The organism is Streptomyces sp. NPDC037288, from assembly GCF_055603265.1.
On record NZ_JBVJVY010000004.1, the window covers coordinates 297,988 to 324,086 of the forward strand.

At 70.2% G+C, this 26,099-nt stretch carries 26 protein-coding genes and 4 pseudogenes; 16 read left to right on the forward strand and 14 right to left on the reverse strand.

The features are described 5' to 3' along the window. Positions 1-104: 104 nt before the first annotated feature. The 3 genes from glgC to ACZ7GZ_RS07290 are packed head-to-tail and all read right to left on the reverse strand — an operon-like array spanning position 105 to position 3,330. Positions 105-1,325, reverse strand: coding sequence for a glucose-1-phosphate adenylyltransferase (gene glgC / locus ACZ7GZ_RS07280; protein WP_471021683.1), 1,221 nt, complete (start codon positions 1,323-1,325; stop codon positions 105-107). 50 nt (positions 1,326-1,375) lie between these two features. Then, positions 1,376-2,527 (reverse strand): glycogen synthase, encoded by a 1,152-nt coding sequence (glgA, locus tag ACZ7GZ_RS07285; RefSeq protein WP_471021684.1) that lies wholly within the window; start codon positions 2,525-2,527, stop codon positions 1,376-1,378. 41 nt (positions 2,528-2,568) lie between these two features. Further along, positions 2,569-3,330 (reverse strand): (2Fe-2S)-binding protein, encoded by a 762-nt coding sequence (locus ACZ7GZ_RS07290; RefSeq protein WP_471021755.1) that lies wholly within the window; start codon positions 3,328-3,330, stop codon positions 2,569-2,571. Between the two features lie 227 nt (positions 3,331-3,557). Between ACZ7GZ_RS07290 and ACZ7GZ_RS07295 the strand changes: the two genes are divergently transcribed. Further along, positions 3,558-4,733: a DMT family transporter gene (locus tag ACZ7GZ_RS07295; protein ID WP_471021685.1), complete on the forward strand. Its 1,176-nt coding sequence runs from the start codon at positions 3,558-3,560 to the stop codon at positions 4,731-4,733. Here ACZ7GZ_RS07295 and ACZ7GZ_RS07300 read toward each other — a convergent pair. Then, the gene (locus tag ACZ7GZ_RS07300; protein WP_471021686.1) at positions 4,723-5,901 is read right to left on the reverse strand and encodes a transglycosylase family protein; all 1,179 of its coding nucleotides are present in this window, start codon (positions 5,899-5,901) and stop codon (positions 4,723-4,725) included. The two genes, ACZ7GZ_RS07295 and ACZ7GZ_RS07300, sit on opposite strands and share 11 nt — an antisense overlap. A gap of 294 nt (positions 5,902-6,195) precedes the next feature. On the opposite strand from ACZ7GZ_RS07300, the gene gndA reads away from it, so the two are divergent. Then, a complete protein-coding gene (gndA, locus tag ACZ7GZ_RS07305; RefSeq protein WP_471021687.1) occupies positions 6,196-7,635 on the forward strand; it encodes an NADP-dependent phosphogluconate dehydrogenase in 1,440 nt (479 codons plus the stop codon). A gap of 446 nt (positions 7,636-8,081) precedes the next feature. On the opposite strand, the gene ACZ7GZ_RS07310 is transcribed toward gndA, so the two are convergent. The 3 genes from ACZ7GZ_RS07310 to ACZ7GZ_RS07320 form a co-directional block, all read right to left on the reverse strand. After that, complete coding sequence (locus ACZ7GZ_RS07310; protein ID WP_471021689.1) at positions 8,082-8,426, reverse strand: GNAT family N-acetyltransferase; 345 nt, start codon at positions 8,424-8,426, stop codon at positions 8,082-8,084. Positions 8,427-8,468: 42 nt separating this feature from the next. Beyond that, positions 8,469-8,888, reverse strand: coding sequence for an aspartate 1-decarboxylase (panD, locus tag ACZ7GZ_RS07315; protein ID WP_471021690.1), 420 nt, complete (start codon positions 8,886-8,888; stop codon positions 8,469-8,471). A gap of 363 nt (positions 8,889-9,251) precedes the next feature. Continuing rightward, positions 9,252-9,482: a hypothetical protein gene (locus ACZ7GZ_RS07320; RefSeq protein ID WP_471021691.1), complete on the reverse strand. Its 231-nt coding sequence runs from the start codon at positions 9,480-9,482 to the stop codon at positions 9,252-9,254. A 443-nt stretch (positions 9,483-9,925) separates the two neighbouring features. Here ACZ7GZ_RS07320 and ACZ7GZ_RS07325 point away from each other — a divergent pair, with 443 nt between their 5' ends. Continuing rightward, entirely contained in the window at positions 9,926-10,471 is a 546-nt protein-coding gene (locus tag ACZ7GZ_RS07325; RefSeq protein ID WP_471021694.1) for a TerD family protein, read from the forward strand. A gap of 272 nt (positions 10,472-10,743) precedes the next feature. Then, complete coding sequence (locus ACZ7GZ_RS07330) at positions 10,744-11,070, forward strand: Rv1733c family protein (protein ID WP_471021695.1); 327 nt, start codon at positions 10,744-10,746, stop codon at positions 11,068-11,070. Positions 11,071-11,103: 33 nt separating this feature from the next. On the opposite strand, the gene ACZ7GZ_RS07335 is transcribed toward ACZ7GZ_RS07330, so the two are convergent. Continuing rightward, a complete protein-coding gene (locus ACZ7GZ_RS07335; protein ID WP_471021697.1) occupies positions 11,104-12,501 on the reverse strand; it encodes an APC family permease in 1,398 nt (465 codons plus the stop codon). Positions 12,502-12,866: 365 nt separating this feature from the next. Here ACZ7GZ_RS07335 and ACZ7GZ_RS07340 point away from each other — a divergent pair. Further along, positions 12,867-13,736, forward strand: a pseudogene (locus ACZ7GZ_RS07340) (sensor histidine kinase); the annotation flags it as partial. Between the two features lie 21 nt (positions 13,737-13,757). Here the strand turns inward: ACZ7GZ_RS07340 and ACZ7GZ_RS07345 are convergent. Further along, the gene (locus tag ACZ7GZ_RS07345) at positions 13,758-14,324 is read right to left on the reverse strand and encodes a universal stress protein (RefSeq protein ID WP_471021699.1); all 567 of its coding nucleotides are present in this window, start codon (positions 14,322-14,324) and stop codon (positions 13,758-13,760) included. Between the two features lie 407 nt (positions 14,325-14,731). Between ACZ7GZ_RS07345 and ACZ7GZ_RS07350 the strand changes: the two genes are divergently transcribed. Continuing rightward, the gene (locus ACZ7GZ_RS07350; RefSeq protein WP_471021701.1) at positions 14,732-14,998 is read left to right on the forward strand and encodes a hypothetical protein; all 267 of its coding nucleotides are present in this window, start codon (positions 14,732-14,734) and stop codon (positions 14,996-14,998) included. Between the two features lie 126 nt (positions 14,999-15,124). After that, complete coding sequence (locus ACZ7GZ_RS07355) at positions 15,125-15,382, forward strand: hypothetical protein (RefSeq protein ID WP_471021704.1); 258 nt, start codon at positions 15,125-15,127, stop codon at positions 15,380-15,382. 11 nt (positions 15,383-15,393) lie between these two features. Here ACZ7GZ_RS07355 and ACZ7GZ_RS07360 read toward each other — a convergent pair whose 3' ends face one another. Both ACZ7GZ_RS07360 and ACZ7GZ_RS07365 read right to left on the reverse strand, forming a co-directional pair. Next, positions 15,394-15,603 (reverse strand): hypothetical protein, encoded by a 210-nt coding sequence (locus ACZ7GZ_RS07360; RefSeq protein ID WP_471021705.1) that lies wholly within the window; start codon positions 15,601-15,603, stop codon positions 15,394-15,396. Positions 15,604-15,926: 323 nt separating this feature from the next. Next, positions 15,927-17,093 (reverse strand): FAD-dependent monooxygenase, encoded by a 1,167-nt coding sequence (locus ACZ7GZ_RS07365; RefSeq protein WP_471021706.1) that lies wholly within the window; start codon positions 17,091-17,093, stop codon positions 15,927-15,929. A 383-nt stretch (positions 17,094-17,476) separates the two neighbouring features. Between ACZ7GZ_RS07365 and ACZ7GZ_RS07370 the strand changes: the two genes are divergently transcribed. Next, positions 17,477-19,156 (forward strand): chloride channel protein, encoded by a 1,680-nt coding sequence (locus ACZ7GZ_RS07370; RefSeq protein ID WP_471021708.1) that lies wholly within the window; start codon positions 17,477-17,479, stop codon positions 19,154-19,156. Between the two features lie 220 nt (positions 19,157-19,376). On the opposite strand, the gene ACZ7GZ_RS07375 is transcribed toward ACZ7GZ_RS07370, so the two are convergent. Then, the gene (locus tag ACZ7GZ_RS07375) at positions 19,377-19,913 is read right to left on the reverse strand and encodes a MarR family winged helix-turn-helix transcriptional regulator (protein ID WP_471021710.1); all 537 of its coding nucleotides are present in this window, start codon (positions 19,911-19,913) and stop codon (positions 19,377-19,379) included. 54 nt (positions 19,914-19,967) lie between these two features. Beyond that, positions 19,968-20,959, reverse strand: a pseudogene (locus ACZ7GZ_RS07380) (PP2C family protein-serine/threonine phosphatase). 176 nt (positions 20,960-21,135) lie between these two features. Between ACZ7GZ_RS07380 and ACZ7GZ_RS07385 the strand changes: the two are divergent. The 5 genes from ACZ7GZ_RS07385 to ACZ7GZ_RS07405 all read left to right on the forward strand — a co-directional run bounded on the left by ACZ7GZ_RS07385 (position 21,136) and on the right by ACZ7GZ_RS07405 (position 24,462). After that, positions 21,136-21,426 carry a nitroreductase/quinone reductase family protein gene (locus ACZ7GZ_RS07385; protein ID WP_471021711.1) on the forward strand — a complete coding sequence of 97 codons (291 nt, stop codon included), beginning with the start codon at positions 21,136-21,138 and terminating at the stop codon, positions 21,424-21,426. 729 nt (positions 21,427-22,155) lie between these two features. Next, positions 22,156-22,800: a TetR/AcrR family transcriptional regulator gene (locus ACZ7GZ_RS07390; protein ID WP_471021713.1), complete on the forward strand. Its 645-nt coding sequence runs from the start codon at positions 22,156-22,158 to the stop codon at positions 22,798-22,800. Between the two features lie 11 nt (positions 22,801-22,811). After that, positions 22,812-23,471 carry an ABC transporter ATP-binding protein gene (locus ACZ7GZ_RS07395; RefSeq protein WP_471021714.1) on the forward strand — a complete coding sequence of 220 codons (660 nt, stop codon included), beginning with the start codon at positions 22,812-22,814 and terminating at the stop codon, positions 23,469-23,471. After that, positions 23,458-24,252, forward strand: coding sequence for a hypothetical protein (locus ACZ7GZ_RS07400; RefSeq protein WP_471021716.1), 795 nt, complete (start codon positions 23,458-23,460; stop codon positions 24,250-24,252). Before ACZ7GZ_RS07395 ends, ACZ7GZ_RS07400 begins: the two co-directional genes overlap by 14 nt. 48 nt (positions 24,253-24,300) lie before the next feature. Continuing rightward, on the forward strand, positions 24,301-24,462 hold the full coding sequence (locus tag ACZ7GZ_RS07405) for a hypothetical protein (protein ID WP_471021718.1): 162 nt from the start codon (positions 24,301-24,303) through the stop codon (positions 24,460-24,462). 540 nt (positions 24,463-25,002) lie between these two features. Here the strand turns inward: ACZ7GZ_RS07405 and ACZ7GZ_RS07410 are convergent. Then, positions 25,003-25,249 (reverse strand): annotated as a pseudogene (locus ACZ7GZ_RS07410) (ATP-binding protein); the annotation flags it as partial. Here ACZ7GZ_RS07410 and ACZ7GZ_RS07415 point away from each other — a divergent pair. From ACZ7GZ_RS07415 to ACZ7GZ_RS07425, 3 genes and pseudogenes are all read left to right on the forward strand, one after another. Further along, positions 25,233-25,415 carry a hypothetical protein gene (locus ACZ7GZ_RS07415; protein WP_471021756.1) on the forward strand — a complete coding sequence of 61 codons (183 nt, stop codon included), beginning with the start codon at positions 25,233-25,235 and terminating at the stop codon, positions 25,413-25,415. The pseudogene ACZ7GZ_RS07410 and the gene ACZ7GZ_RS07415 overlap by 17 nt on opposite strands. A gap of 106 nt (positions 25,416-25,521) precedes the next feature. After that, positions 25,522-25,581: pseudogene (locus ACZ7GZ_RS07420) on the forward strand (hypothetical protein); the annotation flags it as partial. Positions 25,582-25,603: 22 nt separating this feature from the next. Next, on the forward strand, positions 25,604-25,789 hold the full coding sequence (locus ACZ7GZ_RS07425; protein ID WP_471021759.1) for a hypothetical protein: 186 nt from the start codon (positions 25,604-25,606) through the stop codon (positions 25,787-25,789). The last annotated feature ends 310 nt before the right edge of the window (positions 25,790-26,099 follow it).

Here is a 26,099-nt window from a genome sequence, read left to right on the forward strand (position 1 = left end):
CGAGTCGTTGCCTGCATCCTGAAGGGCGAACGACCCAAACCCGGGCAACCAGAGGGAATCACACCGGACGCGTCGCGGACACAGGGCGCCTGACGCAGGATCCGTCAGGCCACCCGCTGCCCCTTCCCCAGGGCGATCACGCCGCCCTTGGAGACGGTGTACAGCTCCGCGTCCCGCTCCGGGTTGACGCCGATGGTCGCGCCGGGCGGAACCTCGACGTTCTTGTCCAGGACCGCGCCGCGGACCACCGCGCCCCGGCCGATGCGCACGTTGTCGTGCAGCACCGAGCCCTGGACCACCGCGCCCGGGTCGACCCGTACGCCCGGGGACAGGACCGACCGGGTGACCTGACCGCGGATCAGGCAGCCCGCGCTGATGATGGACTCGCCCGCGATGCCGCCCGCGCTGAAGCGGGCCGGGGAGAGCTGGCCCGAGTGGGTGTAGACGGGCCACTGGCGGTTGTAGAGGTTGAACGCCGGGCGCTCGGCGATGAGGTCCATGTGCGCCCCGTAGTAGGCGTCGAGGGTGCCCACGTCCCGCCAGTAGCCCTGGTCGCCGGTGGTCTCGCCGGGTACGTGGTTCTCGCTGAAGTCGTACAGCCGCGCCTCGCCGCGGGCGGTGAGCTGGGGCAGGATCGAGCCGCCCATGTCGTGCGCCGACTGCCCGTCCTCGGCGTCCCGTTGCAGCGCCTCCACGAGGGCCTTGGTGGTGAAGAGGTAGTTGCCCATCGAGGCGAAGACCGTCTCCGGATCGTCCGGCAGGCCCGGTGGATCGGCGGGCTTCTCCAGGAAGCGTTCGACCGCGCGGCCGTCCGCACCCGGCGTGATCACCCCGAAGGACGAGGACTCCGCGCGCGGCACCCGGATCCCGGCCACCGTCACGCCCGCGCCGCTCTCGATGTGCTGCCGCAGCATCTGCCGCGGATCCATCCGGTAGACGTGGTCGGCACCGAACACCGCGACGTACTCGGGCTGTTCGTCGTGGATCAGGTTGAGCGACTGCAGGATGGCGTCGGCGCTGCCCAGGTACCAGCGCGGGCCCAGACGCTGCTGGGCCGGGACCGGGGTGACGTAGTTGCCGAGCAGGCTGGACATTCGCCAGGTGGTGGTGATGTGCCGGTCCAGCGAGTGCGACTTGTACTGGGTCAGCACGCAGATGCGCAGGATGTCGGCGTTGACCAGGTTGGACAGGACGAAGTCGACCAGGCGGTAGGTGCCGCCGAAGGTGACGGCTGGTTTGGCGCGGTCGGCGGTCAGCGGCATCAGACGCTTTCCCTCGCCGCCCGCCAGTACGATCCCGAGTACGGAAGGCCCTCCACGACGCATGGCCGCTCCCCTCACCCTGGTTGAACCATGGCTGCCCCGAGCAAACGGGGCTAAGCCTGCTTGAGGATCTCCTCGTACAGCGCGGCCGTGCGCCGGGCCACGGCGTCCCAGCCGAACTCCCCGGCCGCGCGCTCCCGTCCGGCCTCGCCCATCCGGCGGGCGGCGGCCGGGTCACCGAGGACGGTGTCCAGGGCACACGCCAGACGCGTCTCGAACTCCTCGTCCACGTCGACCAGCACACCGGTGCGGCCGTCGTCCACGACCTCCGGGATGCCACCGACCCGGGAGGCCACGACCGGCGTGCCGCAGGCCATCGCCTCCAGGTTGACGATGCCGAGGGGTTCGTACACCGAGGGGCAGACGAACACCGCGGCGTGCGTGAGGAGTTGGACCACCTCCGGGCGCGGCAGCATCCGCGGGATCCAGAACACACCCGTGCGGGCCCGGCTCAGCTCCTCGAACAGCTGCCGGAACTCCCGGTCGACCTCCGGGGTGTCGGGCGCCCCCGCGCAGAGCACGACCTGGGCGCCCGGGTCGATGTCCCGTACCGCCCGCAGCAGACGGGGCACGCCCTTCTGGCGGGTGATCCGGCCGACGAACAGGACGTACGGGCGGCCGGGGTCGATGCCGTGCCGGGTGAGGGCGTCGGTGCCGGGGTCGGGGCGGTAGAGGCGGGTGTCGATGCCGTTGTGCACCACGTGCACGGCGGCCGGGTCGAGCGCCGGGTAGCAGGCGAGGATGTCCTCGCGCATGGCTCCGGACACGGCGATCACCGCGTCGGCGGCCTCGACCGCGGTGCGTTCGGCCCAGCTCGACAGCGCGTAACCGCCGCCCAGTTGCTCCGCCTTCCAGGGGCGCAGCGGCTCCAGGGAGTGCGCGGTGAGCACGTGCGGGACACCGTACAGGAGCTTGGCGAAGTGGCCGGCGAGGTTCGCGTACCAGGTGTGGGAGTGGACGAGTTCGCGGCCCTGCAGGGCGGCGGCGACGGACAGGTCCACGGAGAAGGTGCGCAGCGCGTCGTTGGCGCCGTCCAGCGCGGACCAGGGCCGGTGGCGTACGACCCCCACCCCGCGGCCCTCGCCCCAGCAGTGCACCTCCAGGTCGACCAGGGAGGTCAACTCCCGGGCCAGGAACTCCACATGGACACCGGCGCCGCCGTACACGTCCGGGGGGTACTCCCGGGTCAGCAGTCCCACTCGCACCCGACAACCCCCTGGTCTCGGCGGCAGGTTCCTTTTCATGGTCACCCAGACGCGGCCCGTGGGGAAGAGCGCGGAGGCCGGGTGAAGCAGCAGTCGCCGCAGACCCCGCCGCCGGGCACCCGGTAGTACAGGCAGCAGCTGCGGCGGCGGAAGGCCGTGCCGGTGCGGGTGCCGGTGGTGCGCAGCAGGGGGTGGGTGAAGAGTTCGTCCGTCAGGGCGCGGGCCCGGCCGGCCACATCGGTATGGCCGTGCGCGCGGGCCCAGCGGTCCAGCTCCCGGGCCGCTCCGGCGAGCGCGGAGCCGGCGTTGCCCCACAGCAGTCCGGGCGCGCTGCCGTACCGGGCGCGCAGGGCCGCCCCCAGCGGCTCCAGGTGGCCGTGCAGCACGGTGGCGGCGAGGGTGGCGGCGTCGCCGGGCCGCGGGCGCAGGTCGGTCAGGTACAGGTCGTCGGGGGCCGCGGCCGACGGATCCCAGCGCAGCAGGCGCGGGTCCAGGTCGGGCAACTGCCCGTACAGCACGGCGCTGCCGAGGGCCGCGGACCACAGCCGGGCGGCCAGCCCCTGCTGGGCGACGGAGGCGGCGACGCGCGGCTCGCGCGTGCGCAGCCGGTCCGCGACCGTGGCCACGCGCTCCGTCAGGGCATCACGGTGATCGTCCCGGGTCACTCGTTCGTAGGTCTCCGCGAGTGTCGGCAGCCGCCCGGGATCCGGTCCGCCGGCGGCCTCGGCCGGGCCCGGGGCCGTATGCAGGACGAAGAAGCCGCCGAGCGGGCGGAGGGCGGCGAGAGCGGGGTCGAGGTCCACGACAAGCAGTGGTACCAGGCGCGTTCCCGGCCCGGAGCCCCAGGTCTCCACCTTGCGCACCCGTCCCGAGGATGATCGCGCGGCCGGTGTACTCCATCGGCAGTAGGACGCATGGCGTGCTCAGGGACGACGACGGGAAGAGCGCGGGCGGGCAGAGTGTTGGCCATGCGATCCGACCGTCCGCCACGCCGGGCTCTGGGCCCCCGCCCCCCGCAGAGGAGACGCCGATGAGCGCCCTCGCGTTGTCCGTGCTGCTGTCGTTCGTGTCCGCCCTCGCCTACGCGGCCGGCGCGATCGTGCAGGAGCAGGTGGCGATGTCCTCACCCGCCCCCGCGTACCTGCCGCTGCGCCGGCCGGGCTGGTGGGGGGCGCTGGCGCTCAACGGTCTCGGCGGCGTGCTGCACGTGGTGGCGCTGGCCTGCGGCCCGCTGAGCCTCGTGCAGCCGCTGGGCGCGCTGACCATCGTCTTCGCGCTGCCCATGGCGGCGCTGTTCGCCGGCCGCAGGGCCGGGCCGACCGCCTGGCGCGGTGCGGTCATGGCCACGGTGGGTCTCGCCGGTCTGCTGTCCCTGGTCGGTTCCTCTGACGCCCACTCCCTCGACGGGGCCCAGCGGGTGGCGGTCTCGCTGGTCACCGGCGGCGCCGTCGTGGCGCTGATGTGCGCGGGTCTGGCCGCGCACCGGCACCCGGCGGTGCGCAGTGTGCTGTTCGCCACCGCCTCCGGCGTCGCGTTCGGCATGTCGTCGGTGTTCACCAAGACCGTCGCCGTCGACTGGTCCCACGGCGTCGGCCTGTCCGAGCTGCCCTCCCTGGCGGTGATCGGCCTGTTCGCCGTCGCCGGCGTCCTGCTGTCCCAGGCCTCCTACCGGGGCGGCGGTCTGGCCGCCCCGCTGGCCACGCTGACCGTGGTCAACCCGGTGCTGGCGGCTGCCGCCGGCATCCTGATGTTCGGCGAGACGTTCCGCTGGGGCGGCACGGGCGCCGCGCTCGCCGTGAGCTGCGGGGTGGTGGCGGCGGGCGGCCTGATCATGCTGACCACCGAGCGGATCGAGCGCAGCGGGGTGCCCGCCCTTGCGGATTCCCTTGCCGATTCCCTTGCGGAATCCCTGGCCGATTCCCTTGCGGCTGCCGCCGTGGCGGACGCCCGCCCCGGCGTGCCGCAGCAGCGGGTGGCGGCACCGCCGGCCGAGCCGGAGCGGGCCGGGCCCCCGGAGGCCGCCGGGGTGCTCGGCGCGCCGGTGCTGCGGGACCTGCTGGCGCCGCAACCGGGCGGCGGGGAGAACGCCGGCGGCTCCGAGCCGCCGGCCGACCCTGTGCTCCCCGCGTCGTACACCGCGCCGCACGCGCACGTCCCTGTGCCGCGGCCCGCCTCGGACCCGCCCCGTACCTGCGTCAGATCCTGACGCCGCGGGCCCGCAGATAGGCGAGCGGGTCGATGTCCGTGCCGAAGCCGGGTCCGGTGCGCACCTCGAAGTGCAGGTGCGGGCCGGTCACGTTTCCGGTGGCTCCGGATCGGCCGATCCGCTGCCCCGCGCCGACCGTCTGCCCGGTCCGCACCGAGATCGCCGACAGATGGCCGTACTGGGTGTAGCGGCCGTCGGCGTGCCGGAGCACCACCTGGTAGCCGTACGAGCCGCCCCAGCCCGCGGCCACCACGTGCCCGGCCTCCGCGGCCTGCACCGCGGTGCCGGTCGGCACGAGGAAGTCGACCCCGGTGTGGTAGCCCTTCGACCAGTGCGCGCCGGCCACGCGGTAGCCGGTGCCGATGGGCGCGTGGACGGGGGCGACGAGCGTGCGGCTGGCGGACCCGGTGTGGTGCGGTGCGCTCCTGTGTTCCGAGGGGGCCTTCCTCTTAGGGGAGTTGGTATCCCGCTTCGGGGAGTTGGTGTCCCGCGCCGGGGACGTGGTGGAGCCGGCGGCCGTGCCGCGCAGGCTGAGCCGCTGGCCCGGCAGTATCAGGTCGGGGTCGGAACCGATCGTCGCGCGGTTGCCGGCGTAGAGCCCGCGCCAGCCGCCGCGGACGTGGTGCTCGCCGGCGATGCCGGAGAGCGTGTCGCCGTGCACCACCGTGTACATCTCGGCCCGGCCGGCCCGCGACTGCGGGGTGGTCTGCGGCCGTACGTCCGGTACCGGAGTCTTCTTCCCGGCGCTCACGGGCCGGGTCGCGGCGCTGTCCGTGTGCGGGCCGGCGTCGCCCCGGCTCAGCCCGGCCCGCACCGAGCACACCGGCCAGGCGCCCGGCCCCTGCCCGGCGAGGACCCGCTCGGCCACGGCGATCTGCTGGTCCCGGGGCGCGAGGTCGGCGCGCGGGGCATACCGGGTGCCGCCGTACGCCGCCCAGGTGGACTGGGTGAACTGCAGCCCGCCGTAGTAGCCGTTGCCCGTGTTGATGCTCCAGTCACCGCTGGACTCGCAGGCGGCGACCTTGTTCCAGGTGGAGGCGTCGGCCGCGTCGGCCGTGCCGACGGCGACCAGCGGGATCGCGAGGCCGGCGCCGCCCGCCGTGACGGTGAGTGAGGCGCGGTTGATCCTGTTCGGCTGGTACCGGCGATGCCGGCCGCGTACGGCCATGTCCGAATTCCCCTCGGCATGCGTCAGGAGGGGCAAAAGTAAGCGCCGCGAACAGGCCATGACAAGACGGAAAACCGGCCTCCCGTGCCGCCCAAGTGGCCGGGAAAGGCCCTGTCTTGACCCGAAGCACCGTAAGCCCGCGGACCGAGCCGCCGGAGACTGAGGCCGAAGGCGCCGTCGCCCCGTACACAAGCGTGGCGGGCCGGATGTGCGTTCGCCGGAGCGGCACGTCAGGATGGGCGAGGACCCGTACTGACGGAGCCGTAGTAACGAGGCAACCAGGGAGCAGGCGGTATGAGCACTTCAGCGCAGATCGGCGTCACGGGCCTCGCGGTCATGGGCCGCAACCTCGCCCGGAACTTCGCCCGCAACGGCTACTCGGTCGCCGTGCACAACCGTACGGTCTCGCGGACCAAGGCGCTGGTGGAGGAGTTCGGACACGAGGGCGACTTCGTCGCGGCCGAGACCGCCGAGGACTTCGTGGCGGCCCTGGAGCGCCCGCGCCGCCTGGTGATCATGGTGAAGGCGGGCGAGCCGACGGACGCGGTGATCCAGGAGTTCGCGCCGCTCCTCGAAGCCGGAGACATGATCATCGACGGCGGCAACGCGCACTTCGCGGACACCCGGCGCCGGGAGCGGGAGCTGCGCGAGCGGGGCATCCACTTCGTCGGCACGGGCATCTCCGGCGGCGAGGAGGGAGCGCTGCACGGGCCGAGCATCATGCCGGGCGGTTCGAAGGAGTCGTACGCCTCGCTCGGCCCGATGCTGGAGAAGATCTCCGCGAAGGCGGCGGACGGCGCGCCCTGTGTGACGCACGTGGGTCCGGACGGCGCCGGGCACTTCGTGAAGATGGTCCACAACGGCATCGAGTACGCGGACATGCAGCTGATCGGCGAGGCGTACCAGCTGCTGCGCGACGTCGCCGGGTACACGCCGGCGCAGATCGCGGACATCTTCCGCACCTGGAACACCGGCCGGCTGGACTCCTACCTGATCGAGATCACCGCCGAGGTGCTGTCCCACGTGGACACGGCGACCGGCAGGCCGTTCGTGGACGTCGTCGTCGACCAGGCCGAGCAGAAGGGCACCGGCCGCTGGACGGTGCAGATCGCCCTGGACCTGGGCGTGCCGGTGTCCGGCATCGCCGAGGCGGTGTTCGCGCGGTCGCTGTCCGGGCACGCGGCGCTGCGGGCCGCTTCGCGCGATCTGGCGGGGCCGAAGCCGGCCGCGCTCGGCGAGTCGGAGGCGGCGGCGTTCGCCGACCGGGTCGAGCAGGCGCTGTACGCGTCGAAGATCGTGTCGTACACGCAGGGCTTCCACGAGATCGCCGCGGGCAGCGAGGAGTACGGCTGGGACATCGACCTCGGTGCGGTGTCCTCGATCTGGCGGGGCGGCTGCATCATCCGGGCCGCGTTCCTGGACCGCATCCGGGCCGCGTACGACGCCCGCGCCGATCTGCCGAGCCTGCTGTCGGACGAGACGTTCGCGCGCGAGATCGCGGACGCGCAGGACGACTGGCGGGAGGTGCTGATCGCCGCGACGCGGCTGGGGGTGCCGACGCCGGGGTTCGCGGCGGCGCTGGCGTACTACGACGCGCTGCGGGCGAGTCGCCTGCCGGCGGCTCTGACACAGGGGCAGCGGGACTTCTTCGGGGCGCACACGTACCGGCGGGTGGACCGGGAGGGTGCGTTCCACACGTTGTGGGGCGGGGACCGGTCCGAGGTCTCCGCCTGAGGGCAGTGGGGATTCGCGGTCGGCGTGGGCGGGTGCGTCGTGGCTGGGCGCACCCGCGCGGCGACATGGTGATCCAGCCCCGCGCCCCTCGGGCCGTTGCCCTGGGCCGGCCTTCAGGTGAGCGGTGGACCTGGCTCCGGGTTCGGTACCGGCTCCGGGCCCGGTGGGATCGGGGACGGGGACGGATCCGGCGGGACCGGGGGTGGGGTCGGGCTGGGGCCCGGCGGGGGTGGTGTGGGCTGGGGGACCGGCTCGGGCGGTGGGACGGGGCTCGGGTAGGGGTCCGGCGGGGTGGGTCCTGGGCCCGGCGCCGGCCCCGGCGGGACCGGGTCGGGATGCGGGTTCGTCATGGTGTCCTCCGGGCAGTCGCTGGACGTCGCCTCTGGACTACTCCCCCGCCTACCCGACGGGCCCCCGGTCACTCACCCGACAGGGCGAGCCGCCGTTCAGAACCGGCCGGGGTGGGCCCGGAGCCAGTCCTTGGCGACCGCCGTCAGCCGCGGACCGGCCGGCGCGGCGGCCTCCGGGTGCCGCTCCGCCCACTTGAGGACGTACGGGCACAGCGGCACCACCGGGACGCCCTCGCGCTCGGCGAGGGCGTACAGCTCGCGGGCGAGGGAACCGGCGATGCCCCTGCCCTCGTGGGCGGGCTCGACGATCGTGTGGACCGGGACCAGGGCGCGGGCGGGTGACTCCAGGACGAAGTACTCGATGTGGCCGACCACTTCGCCCTCACCGACGGCCTCCAGGCGACCCGCCGCCCGGTCGTCGCGGATCTCGGTCTCGCTCATGGGCTCGGCACGCTCCTGGTCCGGTCCGGCGCGGGCCCCCGGTCAGGCCCGGACGGCCTGCGGGCTGCGCTGCTGGTCCGAGCCGGGCACCGGCTCGGAGGGGTCGGCACCGAGGGACACGATCCGGTTGTCGCCGTCGACGTGCACGATCCGCGGCTCCAGCTCCCGCGCCTCGGCGTCGGTGACCTGAGCGTAGCTGATGATGATCACCAGGTCTCCGGGATGCACGAGATGGGCGGCCGCCCCGTTGATCCCGATCACTCCTGACCCGCGCTGGCCCTCGATGACGTACGTCTCCAGCCGGGCGCCGTTGGTGATGTCGACGATGTGCACCAGCTCACCGGGCAGCAGGTCGGCGGCGTCGAGGAGGTCGGCGTCGATGGTCACCGATCCCACGTAGTGCAGGTCGGCCTGGGTGACGGTGGCGCGGTGGATCTTGGACTTGAACAGAGTACGCAGCACTTTGGACTCCCGGAAGACGGCTCCCTGCCTGCTTTGTACAGGTCAAGGGCGTTGTTCACTGTACACCGGCAGGCATCGGAGTCGATGATTGTGAGGAACATCGCTCCACTCTGCGAGCAGGCTCCCTGCCTGGGCTTCCGTGCGAACCAGGCTGTTGCGACATCGCCGACCATGCACCTACTCGGACACTCGTCGCGGAATGCGCCAGGACCGATGCTGACGAAACGCTGACTTATCTGACGGCAGAACAGGGGCATGGGAGCCGTAGGCCGGTCACTTCCCAGGAGCATCTGACGAGTCAATGCGTGATAGCCACTCACAGCCTGCATGAAGCGCGCCTGCGGACTGCGCCCTGATGGCGGCTCATGCCAAGAGGGGTGTCTGCGGCGGAGTCTTGCCATCATGCAGAGAACCCTTCACCCCAGGGGCCGCGCCTATGAACGCCGGTCCGGCCGGCCCCAGGGTGAACTGATACTGCTGACCTTCCACGCCGGGCCGCTCGTCGCCGTTGCGGTAGTGGGGGGCGAAGACCACGTCGTTCACCGGCTGTCCGGAGTCGGCGTCGAAGGCGCAGTGAGCCGCAGTGATCAGCATGTTCCGGCCCGGACTTTCACCACGCTCGCCGTGCAGAAGTGGGCGCCCTGGTCACACTTCTCGAAGACCGCGCCGATCCGGGCATTCTCCTCGGTCCTGCGGGAGGGTGTACGCGTTGCCCTCCTTAGCCGGGACCGTCTCGGAGAGGGCCTGCCTTCGGGGCCTGGCCCGGTTCTCCAGACTTACCGAAACCGCTGCGCCCGCTGCTTCTGGCCATATGTGTTACCGCCGTGGCGTCGCCACCACTGCGCCTGCCGTGTCCGGGGCGGATCATGCACGGTCGGCGCGTCGGGCAACAGGCTTGTGGAGGGGCGACGAGTTCGCAGCATCCACGACCGGCAGATCGACCTTGGGTTTGTGTCGGATGCCGTACGCCAGGAAGGCATCAATGTGCCGTTGGGAACACATACTTGATGGCGCGAGAGAGTCTCGCGGTGAACCTGATGGGGAGCAGCAAGTTGAGTGGTCGGGGCGAAGGGCTGGGCAAGGTCGAGGTACGGCTCAAGTGGGACCCGAGCCCCCTGGGGGAAACGCCCCGGCACCTCGACATCATCGCCGCGACCTACGCGGTGGACACCCCCTACGGACGGCCGGTGTACGTCGTGCACCACGACAGCCGCTCACCGGACGGCACCATCAACATGAGCCGACACAGTCAGACCGGCATGGGATTCGGGTTCGTCGAGGTGATGGTCCTGGAATTCGACCGGATGTCGGACGCGTACGGGCGGGTGGTGGTCGGTGTCGCCATCCACCAAAACGGTGGCCTCCGGACGTTCGGGAACATCTCCAACGCCGGGGCGGTCGTCGCAGAGGGATACCAGCAGCTGCTGGCGGACAACTTCGCGCAGGTCGCCGACTCCACGGCGGCGACGGTCGCGGAGTTCAAGAGGAACCCCTACGGAGCGTGGGAGATGCGCGAGATGATTCGGGGCTTCGACACCGACCCTGTGCTCTTCACCGCGGAGATGGGCAGCCGGCAGCACTGACCGCTGCGATGAGACCCGTTCAGCGGTGAACCGCTCCGCGCGAGGTCCTGGCGATTCAGGCACAGTCCGCTTCGAAGAGTGAGCGATGTCGTCGAGGCGTGGCTGCCGCTCATCGCGTGGGTCCTGGGAGTGCTGGGGGGGGGCGCGACCGCGGGCGTGTTGGCCACGATGGTGGCGAACCGGGGCCTCGATGAGGAGCGTTCCGGTCGCCGGCAGGTCGTGGTGGTCCCCCTGGAGAGAACGCCAGGGACGCGGTGCCCAGCCACGCTGACGTGAGCAAGGCCAGCGCGACGGTCCGGTGGACGACGCCCGATGGCGGCACGCGCACAGGCCGGACCACAGTGGCTGCACGCACCCGTGCGGGGACACATGTGCCGGTAGGGACGAATGCGCAGGGCGAACTGGTCTCTCAGCCCCCGGCGGAGTCCGATGGGCTCGTGAGGTCCTCCGTCGCCGGCGTGGGCGCGGCCGCGGCTACCGGAGGCGTGGCTTGGGTCTCTGTGCGAGCCGTACGTGCCCTGCTGGACCGGCGCCGGTTGAGGCAGTGGGCGCTGGAGTGGGGGCGCGCCGACACCCGACGGGGTGGCAGGACCGCTTGACCGTCACTACTCGGGCTGTCATAGCTCCTGGGTTCAGCCAGCTTCTGCCTGGGCCTCGACGTCCTCAATGCCGGTGGGCCGGCCGGCCCGGTTCCAGCGGACGTACAAGCCTGTGGCGATGAGGAGCGTGGCCACCAACGACAGCACCGGCCAGCCGCGCAGCAGGTTCACCACCAGGGTGAACGCCACAGCCGCCGCGGCGATCCCGTTCAGCCAGGCCAGTGCGGGCTTGCCCTCGGTTCGGGCGAAGCGGGTCATGGCCAGCAGGCCCACCAGGAAGCTGACGAAGACCGCGACCGCGTAGAACAGGACCAGTTCCTGCTCCTGGCCGGCCGCCGCGACGATGATCATCGCGGCCGCGGCCAGGTAGACCACCACCGACCAGTACGGGGTGTGGTGGCGGTTGGTCCGGCCGAGCACCGGCGGGAGCACGCCGGGCTGCTCGGGGGTGCCGGACAGGGCCTTGAGCAGGCCGGGGCCGGCCTGGAAGGAGGAGCTGGCGGCGGCGAGCAACAACAGTGAGCTGGTCAACTGGAAGGCGTCGTACAGCCAGCCCGGTCCTGCGGCGGCGTGGGCGATGTCGGCGATCTGGGTGGAGTCGGCGCCGGGGATGCCGATGTGCAGCTGCACCGCGAGCGCGGTCAGGGCCAGGGTGAGGCCGCCGACGATCACCACCAACAGTGCGAGGGTGCCGCGGCCGAAGCGGCGGCGGTGGGTGTCGTCGAGCTGGCCGAGCTGGGCGATCGCGGTCGAGGGGGCTTCGATGCCGGTGGCCAGGGCCATCGCCACCGGGAACGCCAGCACCACCGCGAGCGTTGCCGAGTGGCCGGGGTTGTGCGTGGTAGCTGCGTGCCCGGTGGTGTGGGGTGCGGCGAATCCGAGGATCAGCACGGCCACGGAGACCACGACGAACGCCACAGTCATGAACGCGAACAGCAGCCTGCCGCCATGCCCGAACCAGGTCAGCCCGGCCACCACGACCAGCAACACCAGGGCGAGCGGGATACGGACGGGGGCGAGCCCCGGGAACAGGGCTATCACCGCGCTGGCCGCAGCCGCGATCGAGATGCCGATGGTCAGTACGAAGTCGACCACCAGCGCCCCGATGGGCAGAAACGTCCAACGCGGCCCGAACGCCCGAGCGGCGGCCGCGGCGGCACCGCCGCCCTTGGGGAAGCGGCGCACCAGCTGCCAGTAGTTGGCGGTGACCACGACGACCAGCCCGATCACCAGACTCATCGTAGGCAGCAGCAGGGCCAGGTCCCCGTGCAGGGCGCGCAGCGCCGCCTCGATCGCGTAGGCGACAGAGGACACCGGGTCGGCGATGACCGCGAAGGCGAACGCGAAGAAGAGGATGGATCGGCGCGGGGTACGTCCGCGCAGGGCAACAGGAGCCGCCGGTGTGACGGCGGCCTGACTGGTGGCAGGCACGCGAAAACCTCTCGTAGGAATGAAAGAGACTTCGCCGACCAGACTTCCCGGCACACCGCCGACAACAGTACGTCAGGAAGTCGACAGAACACCATCAGGGGGCCGTCAAGGATGCGTTAAAGCCACGGGTGAGCTTCTATTTCCGGGCTCTGTCTGCTGACCATTTCCCTGTCGTGGCATGCGAGGACGCATCCCAGGCATGTGGTCGGCTGCATCTGGTGCTGCGGCGGCCGCAGACGAGACCGTCGCCGACGAGCGGTGGATCGGTGACATGAGGTCGTGCTGCTGCTGCACGGCAATGAGCCTGGGAACGCTGTTCGCCATCGACACCTGGGCGGGAACACTCGATCCGGCCCGAGCCCTACGTCCCGGTCGGTGACCACCTGACTCTGGCCCTCTCCGGCCGTGTCCTGCCCGCCGAGGACCGCCGGGTGCTGGCCGCTTTCGCGGCCCGGGCCGGCGTCGTGCTTGATCGTCAGCGCCTGCAGCAGAAGGCAGACGAGGCAAAGGCCCTGGCCGAGGGCAACCGCATCCGCACCGCCCTGCTCGCCGCCGTCAGCCACGACCTGCGCACCCCGCTCGACGGGATCAAGGCCGCCGTCACGTCGCTGCGTTCGGACGACGTGGAATGGTCCGAGGCCGATCAGGCGGAGTTCCTGGCGGCCATCGAGGAGGGTGCCGACCGCCTGGACCAGCTGGTCGGCAACCTGCTCGACACGTCCCGCCTCCAGACCGGCACGGTCACGCCGATCATCCGCGAGACCGACCTGGACGAGGTGATCCCCATGGCGCTCGGCGGCGTCCCCGAGGACAGCGTCGACCTCGACATCCCGGAGACGCTGCCCATGGTCGACGTGGACCGCGGCCTGCTGGAACGCTCGGTCGCCAATGTCGTGGAGAACGCGGTCAAGTACAGCCCGCAGGGGGAGCGGGTCCTGGTCTCGGCCAGCGCGATCGCCGACCGGGTCGAGGTCCGGGTCGTGGACCGCGGGCCCGGCGTCCCGGACGAGGGCAAGTCCCGCATCTTCGAACCGTTCCAGCGCTACGGCGACTCACCGCGCGGCGCCGGCGTCGGCCTCGGCCTCGCGGTCGCCCGTGGCTTCGCGGAGGCCATCGGCGGCACCCTCAACGCCGAGGACACCCCCGGTGGCGGGCTCACCATGGTCCTCACGCTGCCGACGGCACCCCAACGCCGCCCGGAGGAACCCGGGCGCACATCCGCCGTCACCACATAAGCGGCCGGGCCGCCCGGAGCCTCAGGCTCCGGGCGGAACCGTCTGGAACTCCTTCAGCATTCGCCGCGTATCCAGTCTCAGCCCCAGGACGTTACGGCGGTGCACGGCCCTGAGCCCGGCCTCCAGCGGCGAGGGCGGCACCGCAAGGACCGGGCAGGTGGCGTGGGCGAGGCAGTAGCGGCTCACCGAAGGCCGCAGCACCCGGCGCAGCCGCCCGCGCTGCCCGGCACCGACGACCAAGACGTCCTGCTCGCCCTCAGCGATCTGCACGAGCGCACGTCCAGGAGCGCCCCGGGCGACAAGAGCCTGCAGGGGAAGATCCAGCCCGTCGGCACCGAACACCTCCGTGAGCGCGGTGATCAGCTTCTCCCGCGCCCGGCGCTGCCACTCGTCGAGCATGAAGGACGTGTACGGGGACCGGCGTGCCGGAAGGTCCCCCTCGGGCGGCTCCCAGGCCAGGATCGCCCACAGCTCCGCTCCCCGCAGCCGGGCGTCCTCGGCGGCCCGGCGCAGGGCGGTGAGGCTCCCCGGCGAACCGCTGACTCCCACCACGACACGTGGGGCCGGGACCGCGCCGGACTCGGACATCACATTCACCGTTTCGCACACACGGCGAACGGAGGGTTCCCGCCGCCGTTCACCAGGAACTCTCTCCACCCCACTCCTGCTCGCAGATGTTGAACAGCCTGTATGCGGCTTTTTGGCGCCCTTCTGACGGCCCGCTGTCTCTTCCTCTTCCGACAGCTCTACGAGTCAGTCACTGAACAAGCTGTCCAGCACCCTAGGGGATGAGGCGGACTGGCCTTCGGAGTGGGGCAGTTGGTTCACGCAGTCGGCTCTTTGACCGGTGACCGCCAGCCGCTCGGCCTCATCCCCGCCTTCTGTTTTGCAGCACTCAGCATGGCTGGCTACATTCTGCTGGTGCGTGACCGGGACATGCTCCGGAACGGCCACAGCGGCTGGAAGCGCCGGAAGCCCCGACAGCAGGAGACTCCTTGACCAGACCGTCCCCGCGCTCCGCAACGGCCCTGTATGCGGCATCCGCGACCTCCGCAGCGATAGGCGCTCTGCTGTGGATCCGCGACCGGACCAGCGCGCCTCCCAGGGTTTACGCGGACTTCCTGGCGGCCGACAGCTACACCCCATCGGCCTGGCCGGTGTGGTCACAGGCAGTGCCCGAAGAACGTCTTGGCCTCTACCTCATCGCGGCCGGGCTGGTGCTGGCTGTGGCGGCGCGGCTGATCTCTGTCCGGCGGGGCTGAGCGGTGCGAGGAGGCCGTGGTCCTGCGACTGACTCCGCTCCCAGAGACCCCGTGTGATCCACAGGACCTACTCAGGAACTGGCGCGAGACGCCGGGCAGACGACGCGGATGTTCCTGGCAGCGTCCGTGTCCACGGCGGCCATCAGCCTGACCCCAGCATGCGAACGGTACGGCCGGTACCGCCGTTCGAGCCAGGCGGCTACCGGCACCGTCAATGACGGCGCGCTCACCATCACCTTGCGCAGTGACGACGACGCCCCTGTACGGTCCACGGCGGGGATCCTGTTGTCGACCGGCCGCATCGGGCAGCACACACTGCTGGTGAGTCTCCGGTTCGAAGTGGCCGGACTGGTCCGCCTCGAGGTACGCGTCGCTTCTTCCTGAACGCCGTGTATTCAGAGTTCGATCGGAATGCCGGTGTAGGCAGCCTGCAGCGCCTTTGAGCGATCGGTGTAGCCGGTGATACTCATGATCAGTCCCGCCTTGACCTCGCAGACCTGATACACAGTGGCCTCTCCGGCTGCCGTGGAGACCGCGCCTTGAAGACGCAGGCCGAGCACAACGGCCGACGGATAGGTGAAGGACTCCTCGATCCGCACACGCACCCCGAGACCGTCGAGACGAGCGCATCGGCTCAGGACATCGGAGTGGCCACGGCAGTCGGTACCGGCCCCATCGGGTCGAGACCACCGCACACTGGGGTGCAGAACCTCGGTCAGAGACGGCCAGTCGGCAGTATCCAGGACTCTGCGCAGGTGAGCGGCGACGGCGCCAGGGCCGAGCGGGGGACTTGGCTGCATGTCGATTCCCTCCGGATTGCCGGGCTCCCCAGCCCGGCACGAACTGTTCATGGCCTGTGGGAACTTGCGCTGCGGCGCGCGACGTCCACGACTGGCGCCGCGCTCACTCAGGCCGGAACCACCGCGGACTACCCCAAGGAGAGTTGTCGCCTACCAGCAAGCGCGGTACCGACGAGACGCCACAGGCCAGGAAGTCCCGCGAGCAGCAAGGCAGCCCGGCGGGCGCGCACCTGCCGCGATGATTCGGGGACGAACCAGCGCGCGGCTCTGCGGGCGACGCGCTGCCTGTTCTTGATGACGGGCCGCCACAGCCGCTCGTACGCGCGCAGAGCGTCCTCGATCCGGGAAGCTCGGGAAAGCTGGTCGGCCAGCACATACGCACCGCCCATCGCCAGAGAGGCGCCCTGCCCCGCGAGCAGGGACACAGCCTGGCAGGCGTCACCGACCAGCACGACCCGCCCGTGGCTCCAGCTGGGCAGATCGATCTGCGCGACCTGGTCGTAGTAGACCTGTTCGGACGGAGGACACTGGGCCAGGGCCCGGGGCACGAGCCAGCCGAGCGAGCCGTACTCGCGGCGCAGGGCGTCCCGCGCGTCGCCGGGGCGGGAGGGATCGGCGGCCCGGTGCACGGTGAAGGCGGCGACCTCGTCGTCGCGCAGCGCGTACAGGCCCATCTGCCTGCCCACGGTGTCGGTCAGGCAGAACCGGTCACCGAGTTGCTCGTGCACCTGAGGGTCGTGGAAGGCGAATGCGGCCGTGTGGTAGCCGAGGTATCGCACGTACTGGTGTTTCTCGCCGAAGACCAGGGTGCGCAGCGTGGAGTGGAGGCCGTCGGCTCCGACAAGGAGATCGGCGTCGATGCCACTGCCGTCGGTGAGGGTGACGTGGATTCCATCCGGCCGTGCGTCCACACTGGCCGGGCCGACGCCGAAGCGCAGGCGGACGGCGAACGACAGGCGTTCTCGCAGGACGAGTTCGAGGTCGGGCCGCATAATGCTCAGCAGCCGGCCACGCACGGCACGGGCGAACCGGCCGTACGGGAGCCGGGCACGGCACCGCCCGTCCCCGTCCAGGAAAGCAGCCTCCGAGACCGGGTAGCTGAGCTCCTCCAGCCATGGCAGCATCCCCATGGCCTCCGCCGCGTCGTATCCGGGCCCGAAGAAGTCGATCATGTAGCCCTCGGTGCGGGGCTGTGGCGCCTTCTCCAGGACCACGACCTCCCAGCCGAGCACGTTGTGCAGGCGGCCGGCCAGGGCGAGCCCCGCGATACCGGCCCCACAGATGACGACCCTCATCGGCGCACACCGCCTTCATGCTTGGGCACGGTCAGCGAGCCACCGACCGCCATCCATTTTGCACTATGCAAAGCTTACCGCGTCAAGACGGCCAGCGAGCCTGTTCGGAAGAGCCTGCGCGGGCTGGCAGTGATCGCCGACCTGACCCGCTCCCCGGCCCCCCGCCGTCGCGAGGCTGTAACCGCCTGCGGCCCTTCGGTCCCGATGGGTGGACAGTTGAAGCGCCCCCTTGACTGGTTTTGCATAATGCAAATGTAGGAAGGGGTAAATGTATGGGTGCCATACCGGCAACGAGGGACAGCACACGAGGGCCCATCACGGCAGCCAGCGGGGCCGAACCCGCGCAACGGCTCGCGGGGCTACGGAACGCCTCGTGGGGTGTCATGGCCTTGGCCGTGGTGGTCGGTGCTGGTGCGGGCGTCGGCTCGGTCGTGTTCCGCTGGTGCATCAAGACCTTCACCCGCGTGCTGTCGGGGCACGACGACTACTCCGCCTCCCCTGGCCAGAGCAATCCGCACATGCCGTGGCTGGGCCCGTACTTCGTGCTGCTCGTCCCGGTGATCGGCGGTCTGCTGTACGGCCCGCTGGTCAACCGGTTCGCCAAGGAGGCCCGCGGGCACGGCGTGCCCGAGGTCATGCTGGCCGTCGCCCAGCGCGGCGGGAAGATCAGCCCGAAGGTGGCCGTCGTCAAGACGCTCGCCTCCGCCCTGTGCATCGGATCCGGCGGCTCGGTCGGACGTGAGGGCCCGATCGTGCAGATCGGCTCCGCGCTCGGTTCCACCCTCGGCCGCGTGACGAAGGCGGCCGAGGGCCGCACGAAGCTGCTGGTCGCCTGTGGCGCGGCGGGCGGCATCGCGGCCACCTTCAACGCTCCCCTGGCCGGCGTCTTCTTCGCCATGGAACTGATCCTCGGCACCTTCTCGGCGGAGGCGTTCGGCGCGACGGTGCTGGCCAGCGTCACCGCGAGCATCATCGGCCGCGCCTCCTTCGGCGACGTCGCCTTCCTGACCCTGCCCGCCTTCCACGTCGACCACCTCGCCCAGTACGGTTTCTTCGCCCTGCTCGGCATCGTCGCCGCCCTCGTCGGCATGGGCTTCACCCGCTTCCTCTACCTGATCGAGGACGCCTGCGACTGGCTCTGGCACGGCCCGGAATGGCTGCGCCCCGCGGTCGGCGGTGTCCTGCTCGGCCTGGTGCTGCTGGCGCTCCCGGAGATGTACGGCGTCGGCTACCCGGTCCTGGAGAAGGCGACCGACGGCGGCTATGCGGTCGGCTTCCTGCTCCTGCTGCTGGCCGGCAAGATGCTGGCGACCAGCCTCACCATCGGCATCGGCGGCTCGGGCGGCGTCTTCGCGCCCAGCCTGTTCATCGGCGCCATGCTCGGATCGGCCTACGGCATCGGCGTCCACCACCTGCTGCCCGGCATCGCCGGCGCGGTGGGCGCGTACGCCCTGATCGGCATGGGCGCCACCTTCGCCGGCGCGGCCCGGGCGCCGATCACCGCCGTGGTCATCCTCTTCGAGCTGACCGGCGAGTACTCGATCATCCTGCCCCTGATGCTGGCCATCGTGCTGGCCACCGCCACCAGCCACCTGCTCTCCCGGGACACCATCTACACCCTGAAGCTGCGCCGCCGCGGCATCGACCTCGAAGGACCCGCACCCGGAGCGGCCATCGGCACCCAGCACGTCGGCGCCGTCATGGAGCCACTGCCCTCCCCCCTGCCCGCGACCACAGCTCTCGCCGACGCCGCTGACCTCCTGAGCCTCTCCGGCCATGGCGCGCTCCCGGTCGTCGCCGACACAGGGGAGTATGTCGGCGTCGTCACGGCACAGGCAGTGGCCGAGGCCCTCGCGGAACAACCGGACGCCGCGCCGCGGACGGTCGAACAACTCGCCGCGCCGCCGACGACCGTCACGACGGAGCAGCCCCTCGCCCAGGCCCTGCACGCCCTGCTGTCGGCCGCCGGAACGGGGGTACCCGTCCTGGATTCCGAGCGGGGCAAGCCGGTCGGGTGGCTCAGTCACCAGAGCGCACTTCGCGCGGTACACGCGACCACCTGAACTCGCACCCCAGGTGTTGCGGTCCACACCCCCGAGATCTTTTTTTGCATTATGCAAAAACGAGGACCGACGCCTTCGGGCACAGCGTGCCGCACCCCGCATTCTTGTCCCTGTCTATCAGCGACCGCCGACGCTCCTCCAATTCGCTTGCATTATGCGAAAGGTGAAGGTGGCAGAGACAGGGAGCCCCAGAAAGCAGTTCACGGCCGACCGTGCCCCGTCAGGCGTCGTGCGCCAGCGTTCCGTCCACGATCCAGCCGAGCGGGTGTGGCTCCGGATCGTCCGCCCCGGGTGCCGGAGGCTCGCCTCCCGCCTCGTTGAAGGCGTTGAGCGCCTCGACGAGCGCCAGCCGTTCCATCGGGCGAAGTCGTTCGACGATGGCGGCGATCTCGGCGCGCCGCCGGGCGGTGACTTCCTCGACGGTGCGCCGGCCCTCTTCGGTCAGCCGCAGCAGGGTCTCGCGACGGTTGACGGGATTGGCCTGCCGGTCGGCGAGCCCGGCGACGATGAGCCGGTCGACCATGCGCATGGCGGTGGAAGGTGCCACCTGGAGCAGCTCGGCGAGCTCGACCAGCTTGGTCGTCCCCCTGGTGGACAGCACCACCAGCATCCGGAACTGGGCGACGGTCACCCGCTCCTCCACCGCCGCCAACGAGCGGGCGGAGACCGCCACCAACAGACGCGACGCGGTCAGCACCGCTCTGGTGACCGCATCTACGTCGTCCAAGGCACCCTTGGGGGCCTGCTGCTCCGCCATACATCCTTTTTACCGTGCCGAAGCCGCCCGCTCGAACTTCATACGAACAGACATTCATCCCGCATGGTCGTGATAGCGGAGCAAAAGCATCGCAGCATCCTCATGGAGCGGCCCGGCGACATGCCGGACCAAGTCCTCAGGCAGCGCCTCCAGGGCACGATCCGCATCCGGTTCCTTCAGCAGGCCCGCCCGGTCACCGAGCGGATAGAAGGAGCCGCCCGGGGCCCGGGCTTCGGTGACACCGTCCGTGTACAACAGCAACTGATCACCGGGCGCGAAGCCCACCCGATAGGGCCGCGGCCCCTCACTGCCATGCGCGCCCAGACCCAGCGACAGGGCGAAGGACGGCGGCTGTGGAAAATCGACGCTGCCACTTTCACGGACAACCAACGGGGCCGGATGCCCGTAGTTGAGGAAGACCGCCTCGTACTCCGGTCCGAACTCGGCGAGGACCGCGGTCACGAACTTCGCTCCCTCCAGCTCACGCCCCACGCTCCGCTCCAGCCGCTCACGCAGCCTGACCAGGTTCGGCTCGTCGTGGGCTGCCTCCCGGAAAGCGCCGAGCACGACGCGGCCGTCTCCACCGCGGCCAGCCCCTTGCCCTGCACATCCCCCACGATCGCGCGGACCCCGTGCGGCGAGGCCACCACCTCGCACAGGTCCCCTCCGATACGCGCCTCCGCCACGGCCGATGTGTACGACACCGCCGCCTGGAGCGGGCCCGCTGTCCGCGGCACCGGCCGCAGGAGCACCCGCTGAGCCACCTCCGCGATCGACCGGACGCTGGCCAGCTCGGCCTCCCGACGCAAGCGCATCACGGCCGCCCCGATGCCCGCCGCGGTGACCCCGGCGACCGACGCCATCGCCGTGAACCCTCGGCGCTCCTCGAACAGCCCGTCGTACAGACCGAGCCCCACGCACACCAACAGGGCCACCGCACCGATCAGCGCAGTACGACGCCACCCGCCGACCAGCCCGGAGAAAGCCGGCCCGAGCGAGACCAACGGCAAGAAGGCGAAGATGCTCCGCCGAAAGACCGCTCCCAACCGGCCTCAACCCGCCTTCAGCTGGCGGCGCTTCGGCGCACGGCTGCCGATCGCCGTCTTCCGCGCGGGACTGGGATGGATCTCCGGCAGGCGCCTTCTGCTGCTGCAGCACGCGGGGCCGCGCCACCGGCCAGACCGATGGGTGGTCCTGGCGAGCATGAGCCGACGGGCTGCAGTTGGACCGTCGCCTCCGGCTTCGGCCAACGGCAGCCTGGTACCGCAACCTGCACGCTCAGCCGAAGACGGTCGTCCGGGTCGGCAACCAACCCCACGCCGTTACGGCACACTTGCTCACGCCGAACGAAGGCGCCGACATCATGCTGCACCGCACCCCCGGCATTCCCGAACCACGCGCAGCCTGTGCGCTCCTGGGAGTTGTCGCCGGACGGCGGCGAGGTCGGGTCCAGGCAGGCCGGACAAGTCAGACCCTTCGTTCGACTGGGACACCGGCACCGGTTCCCCGCTGACATGACGGGCACGGCAAACCCGCATCGCCGCCTTACGCGCCCCAACGCCGAGACACTGGCGCCACTTTTTGCATCATGCAAGACTTGCATAGGGGGCCTAGTCGGCCGTCGGAGGTTGCACGGCGCCATGGAGTGAAGCGTCATCACGATGGAGCGACACCGGCCGCCGACAGGTCCCCGCCAGGCACGCACTCGACAAAGCGGGATCGATCACGGCGAGCAGGGAGCTTCCGTCCATGCCAGACGCGCGTGACGGCAATTCCTCGATGCAATCGAGGACGCCATCCGGGCTTCCGCTTTCCGAGAGCCTTACGCACATGAGCACGCAGCCCACCGCGACCCGCCCGAGTGGCGTGTGACGTCTCAGTCGGTGACGCACGCGCACGGGAAGTCCCGGACGAACCCAAACGAGACCTGACCGCAGTGGTCGGCGAGCTATGAGAGCTGGAAGACCGCTGGACGGGTCCTGGCTGGCAGGACATGGACAGCCAGGCCAGGCACCGACGCGTGGGCCGCATTTTCAGTACCGTCGCCGCGGCCGTCACGGCAGTGCTTCATAGCGGAGTGAGAAGGCATCGCCTGCGCGAGGCATCGAGGAGACCGCCTCACTGCCCGGTCACCCCGCTGAGCCATGCGCGCGTCGCCCGCCACCGGCTCGGTATGAGGCAGTTCCGTGCCATCAGGCCGCAACGATAGACAAGGGTTGAACGCTTGTTTAGCATGCTGTACATGCGTTCAATCCCCGACGATCGGACCACGCGAGCGGTGATCCGGGACGAGGCCCTGCGCCTGCTCGCTGCACACGGGCCGGAGACGGTCACCGTGCGGCAGATCGCCGCTGCCGCAGGTGTGTCGCCGGGTCTGGTCGTGCACCATTTCGGGTCGAAAGAGGGACTGCGTCAGGAAGTCGACCAGTACGTGCTGGACGTCTTCGAGGCGATGCTCGGTGAGCTCACGGGTGAGGATGGAGCCAAGCTGCTGGACCCCGCCGCCGGCGCGAGTTCGCTGAGCGAGGCGTTCGCCCGGCACCTTCCCGACGACTCTCCCCTGCCGGCGTATCTGCGTCGGCTGCTGTTGTCCGAGACGGATGCCGGACGGCTGCTCTTCCGGCGTCTGTACGACCTGAGCAGGACCGCGCTGGACGGACTGGCCGCGGCTGGGCTGGCTGCTGCGGGAAGTGATCCGGCTGTGCGTGCCGCCTTGCTCCTCGCCAACGACCTGGCGCTGTTCCTGTTGCGCGACCGTCTCGCCGAAGTCCTCGAGATAGACCCTCTGTCGGCCGAGGGTATGACCCGGTGGGCGCCGGAGATGCTCAGCATCTACGCGGGCGGACTGAACGCGGCACCACCCCCACCACAAGGAGACACCCCATAGGGAGGCCGCGCATGGCGCCCGGCTCAACACCCGCTCCAGCGCCCGTCCTTCGGGCCACAGATGTCCACAAGTCCTATGGCAAGCACCCTGTCCTGCACGGAGCCGAACTCACGGTAGGGCCCGGGCAACTCGTCGCCGTCGTCGGCGAGAACGGCGCCGGCAAATCGACCCTGCTGAAGATCCTGGCCGGCGTTCTGCCCCTGGACCGCGGCGAAATCACGGTGCCCGGCACCCTCGGCTACTGCCCCCAGGAACCGGTCCTGAACACGGCACTCACCGTCGAGCAGCACCTGCGTTACTTCGCCGCCGCTCACCGCCTACCCGATCTGGACCGCGGTCAAGAACTCGTCCGCCTCCTCGGCTACGAGCGATACGCACGGTCGACCGCCGGACAACTGTCCGGCGGCACCCGGCAGAAACTCAACCTCACCCTCGCCCTGCTGCACGACCCGGACGTCCTCCTCCTGGACGAGCCGTACCAGGGCTTCGACTGGGAGACCTACCTGCGGTTCTGGGACCTGGTCGAGGACCTGCGCGCCCGGGGCAAGGCCGTCGTGATCATCACGCACCTCGTCTTCGAGCAGGACCGGTTCGACATACTTGCCGACCTCAACGACGGCCGCCTCACCCCGCGCGCATCCTCCCGGGAGAACAACCATGTCGGCGCCTGAGACATCACCGACCCGATCCGTCTACAGCCCGTTCCCCACAGCGCTGCGCTTCTCCGTACGCGACCAGACGCGCAACCGGCTCGCGGCCCTTCTACTCCTGATCTTCGTGCCCGTCTGGTACCTGGTGATGAACGCCATGGCCTCGGGCCAGGCACTCGACTTCAAGCTGTACGCGACCGGACAGGTCCTGCGCATCGACGGCGGCCACCTCACCCTGATCTCAGCGGGCCTCAACTCCGTCACGATGATCACTGGATTCGTCGTCTTCGACGCCGTGCGCAAGGCCCTCGCCTTCGACCGGCGGCTCGTATTCGCCGGTTACCGGCAGTCCACCCTCATCGGCGCCAAGACCCTCGCCATCACAGCGGTCGCCACCGCGATCGCCCTCTACACCGCACTCGCCATCCTGTTCTTCTGGCGGCCCGCGGGGCCCGGCTGGTTCGCCGTACTCGCAGGATTCGCGATCATCGCCCTCACCTACGGAGCCTTCGGCCTGCTCCTCGGCGTCCTGGTCAAACGAGACCTGGAAGGCTTCTTCCTCATCATCATGGGTGGGCTGATGGACACTTTCCTGCAGAACCCACTTGGCAACCCGCTCGCCAACAAGCCCGTCCTGCAATGGTTTCCGTCCTTCGGCCCCATGCAGTTCGCCGTCGGTGGGGCATTCGGCCACACGACCCTGTGGGGACACCTCGCGCTGGGACTCGGGTGGGCCGCTGCGTTCAGCACGGCAGGGCTCGTCATCTTCCGCACCCGGACCCGCAAGCGCACAGGCAGGTGACAACACACTCGACCAGGGCGATGCTCATGGCCCGGACGTGAGCGCTCCGTGCCCGGCATCCTGCTCACTCTCCTGGCCGGTGAGGTAGGGCTGCACCTGCAGTTCTTCCTGAGACAGGGCACGACGACCGGTGCTCCGGCCGATCGCTCGAGCCGGATGGCGGCACTGGCCGGCCATCTCCTGTACGGCGCGCCGGGTCAGTACGTCTGACTCCTACGACAGGCACACATCGATCCCGGACGAGCCCTCCCCGTCGACCACGCCGCACAGTCCATGGCATCGCTGCCACATGCGCCGTTTTCGGGGAATTTACGTAATCCCTTGACCCGAGCTTTGCGCAGTGCAAAGAATGGAGAACACGGACACCTGCCGGCCGAGCCCCTGATGCGTTGTCCTGGCTGGAGCACCAGCGACCATCCGGTCCCGGATGCGGCACTCTTGGACGAGTGTGGGCGGTCCCGCGCCGAGGTCGGCTGGGAGACACCGTTCCCACACCACTGCGGCTGAGCACAGTGCCATGTTCAGAAGGTCAGCCATGGACGCGGAGCACGCCCGTTGCATCCCTTGCTCATTTCTCTGCCTCGACTGCAGACATGGCTGGGACGGCACGTACGACATCGACATGATCGTGGACGAGCATGACAGGATCGCTCCCGTCTACCACCTTGACGGCAGGCAGTCGCCCCGCTGCCCCGCCTGCCAGAGCCATCAGATCCACGTTGCGCGGCGATGGCGGATCCGCCCGCCGGGCTAGCCGATCGCGTCAGCCGCAATGACCTGCTCCGTCCAGATGATCTTGCCGGTCTTCGTGTAACGCGTGCCCCAGCGGCGGGCCATGTGGGCAACGATCAGCAGGCCCCGTCCCCCCTCGTCGGTGGTCCGCGCGTGACACAGGCGGGACGAGGTGCTGCTGGCGTCGGAGACCTCGCAGATCAGGCAGTGGTCCCGGCGCAGGCAGACCGGCCGCATGGCGGATCGCGTTGGTCACCAGTTCGGAGGACCGCCATCGCGGCAATCAGTCACGGAAGTCCTCTCCCTTCGGCTTCGACACCGCCGACGTGGTGATCTGCGTCGGCTACGAGATTCAGGAATTCGATCCCGCCAAGATCAACCCCGACGGCGCCAAGCGCATCGTGCACGTGCACCGCTTATTACGGGCGTGACAACGACGCGTTCCCGCTGGTGCCCCAGCGTGTGGTGAGCGATGTCCGGACCGCCCTGGACCGTCACGACATCGTGCTCGCCGACACCGGCGCCGGGAAGATGTGGATGTCCCGCCTCTACCCCACCCAGGAACCGGACACCTGCCTGGTCTCCAACGGTCTGTCCACCATGGGCCTCGCACTGCCGGGTGCCATCTCCGCCAAACTGGCCCGGCCCGACCGGCGCTACCGGGTTCGAGTCCGCCGACCAGCTGCTGCCCGTGCTGCGCCGCGCCCTCGACGACGAAGGAGTCTCCGTGATCGCCTGCCCCGTCGACTACACCGAGAACCTGCGCCTGACCGACCGGCTCGGCAGCCTCAGCGGACCGTTCTGACCCGCTGGCCCAGGTTCTCGACACCACAAGCCGTCCGATTGCTGGGAGTACGAGAGGCCGCCGCAGGTCAGTAACAACGGCTAACGCCTGGAGCCGCTGCCTCAGCGTGACCGGCGCTTACGCTACTCGAACACGATGACGTACCCCTCGACCCGACCCAAGGTCCGGTGCAGATCCATTCCACCATTGGCCCGGTCAGCCACGCTTCAAATGGGCCACATGCCCGGGCCACTGGCTGCATAGGCTCGACACCAATGCGGCTGAGACCACGAGCGACCTCTGCAGGGGGTCCCGGGGTCGACACTGGTGC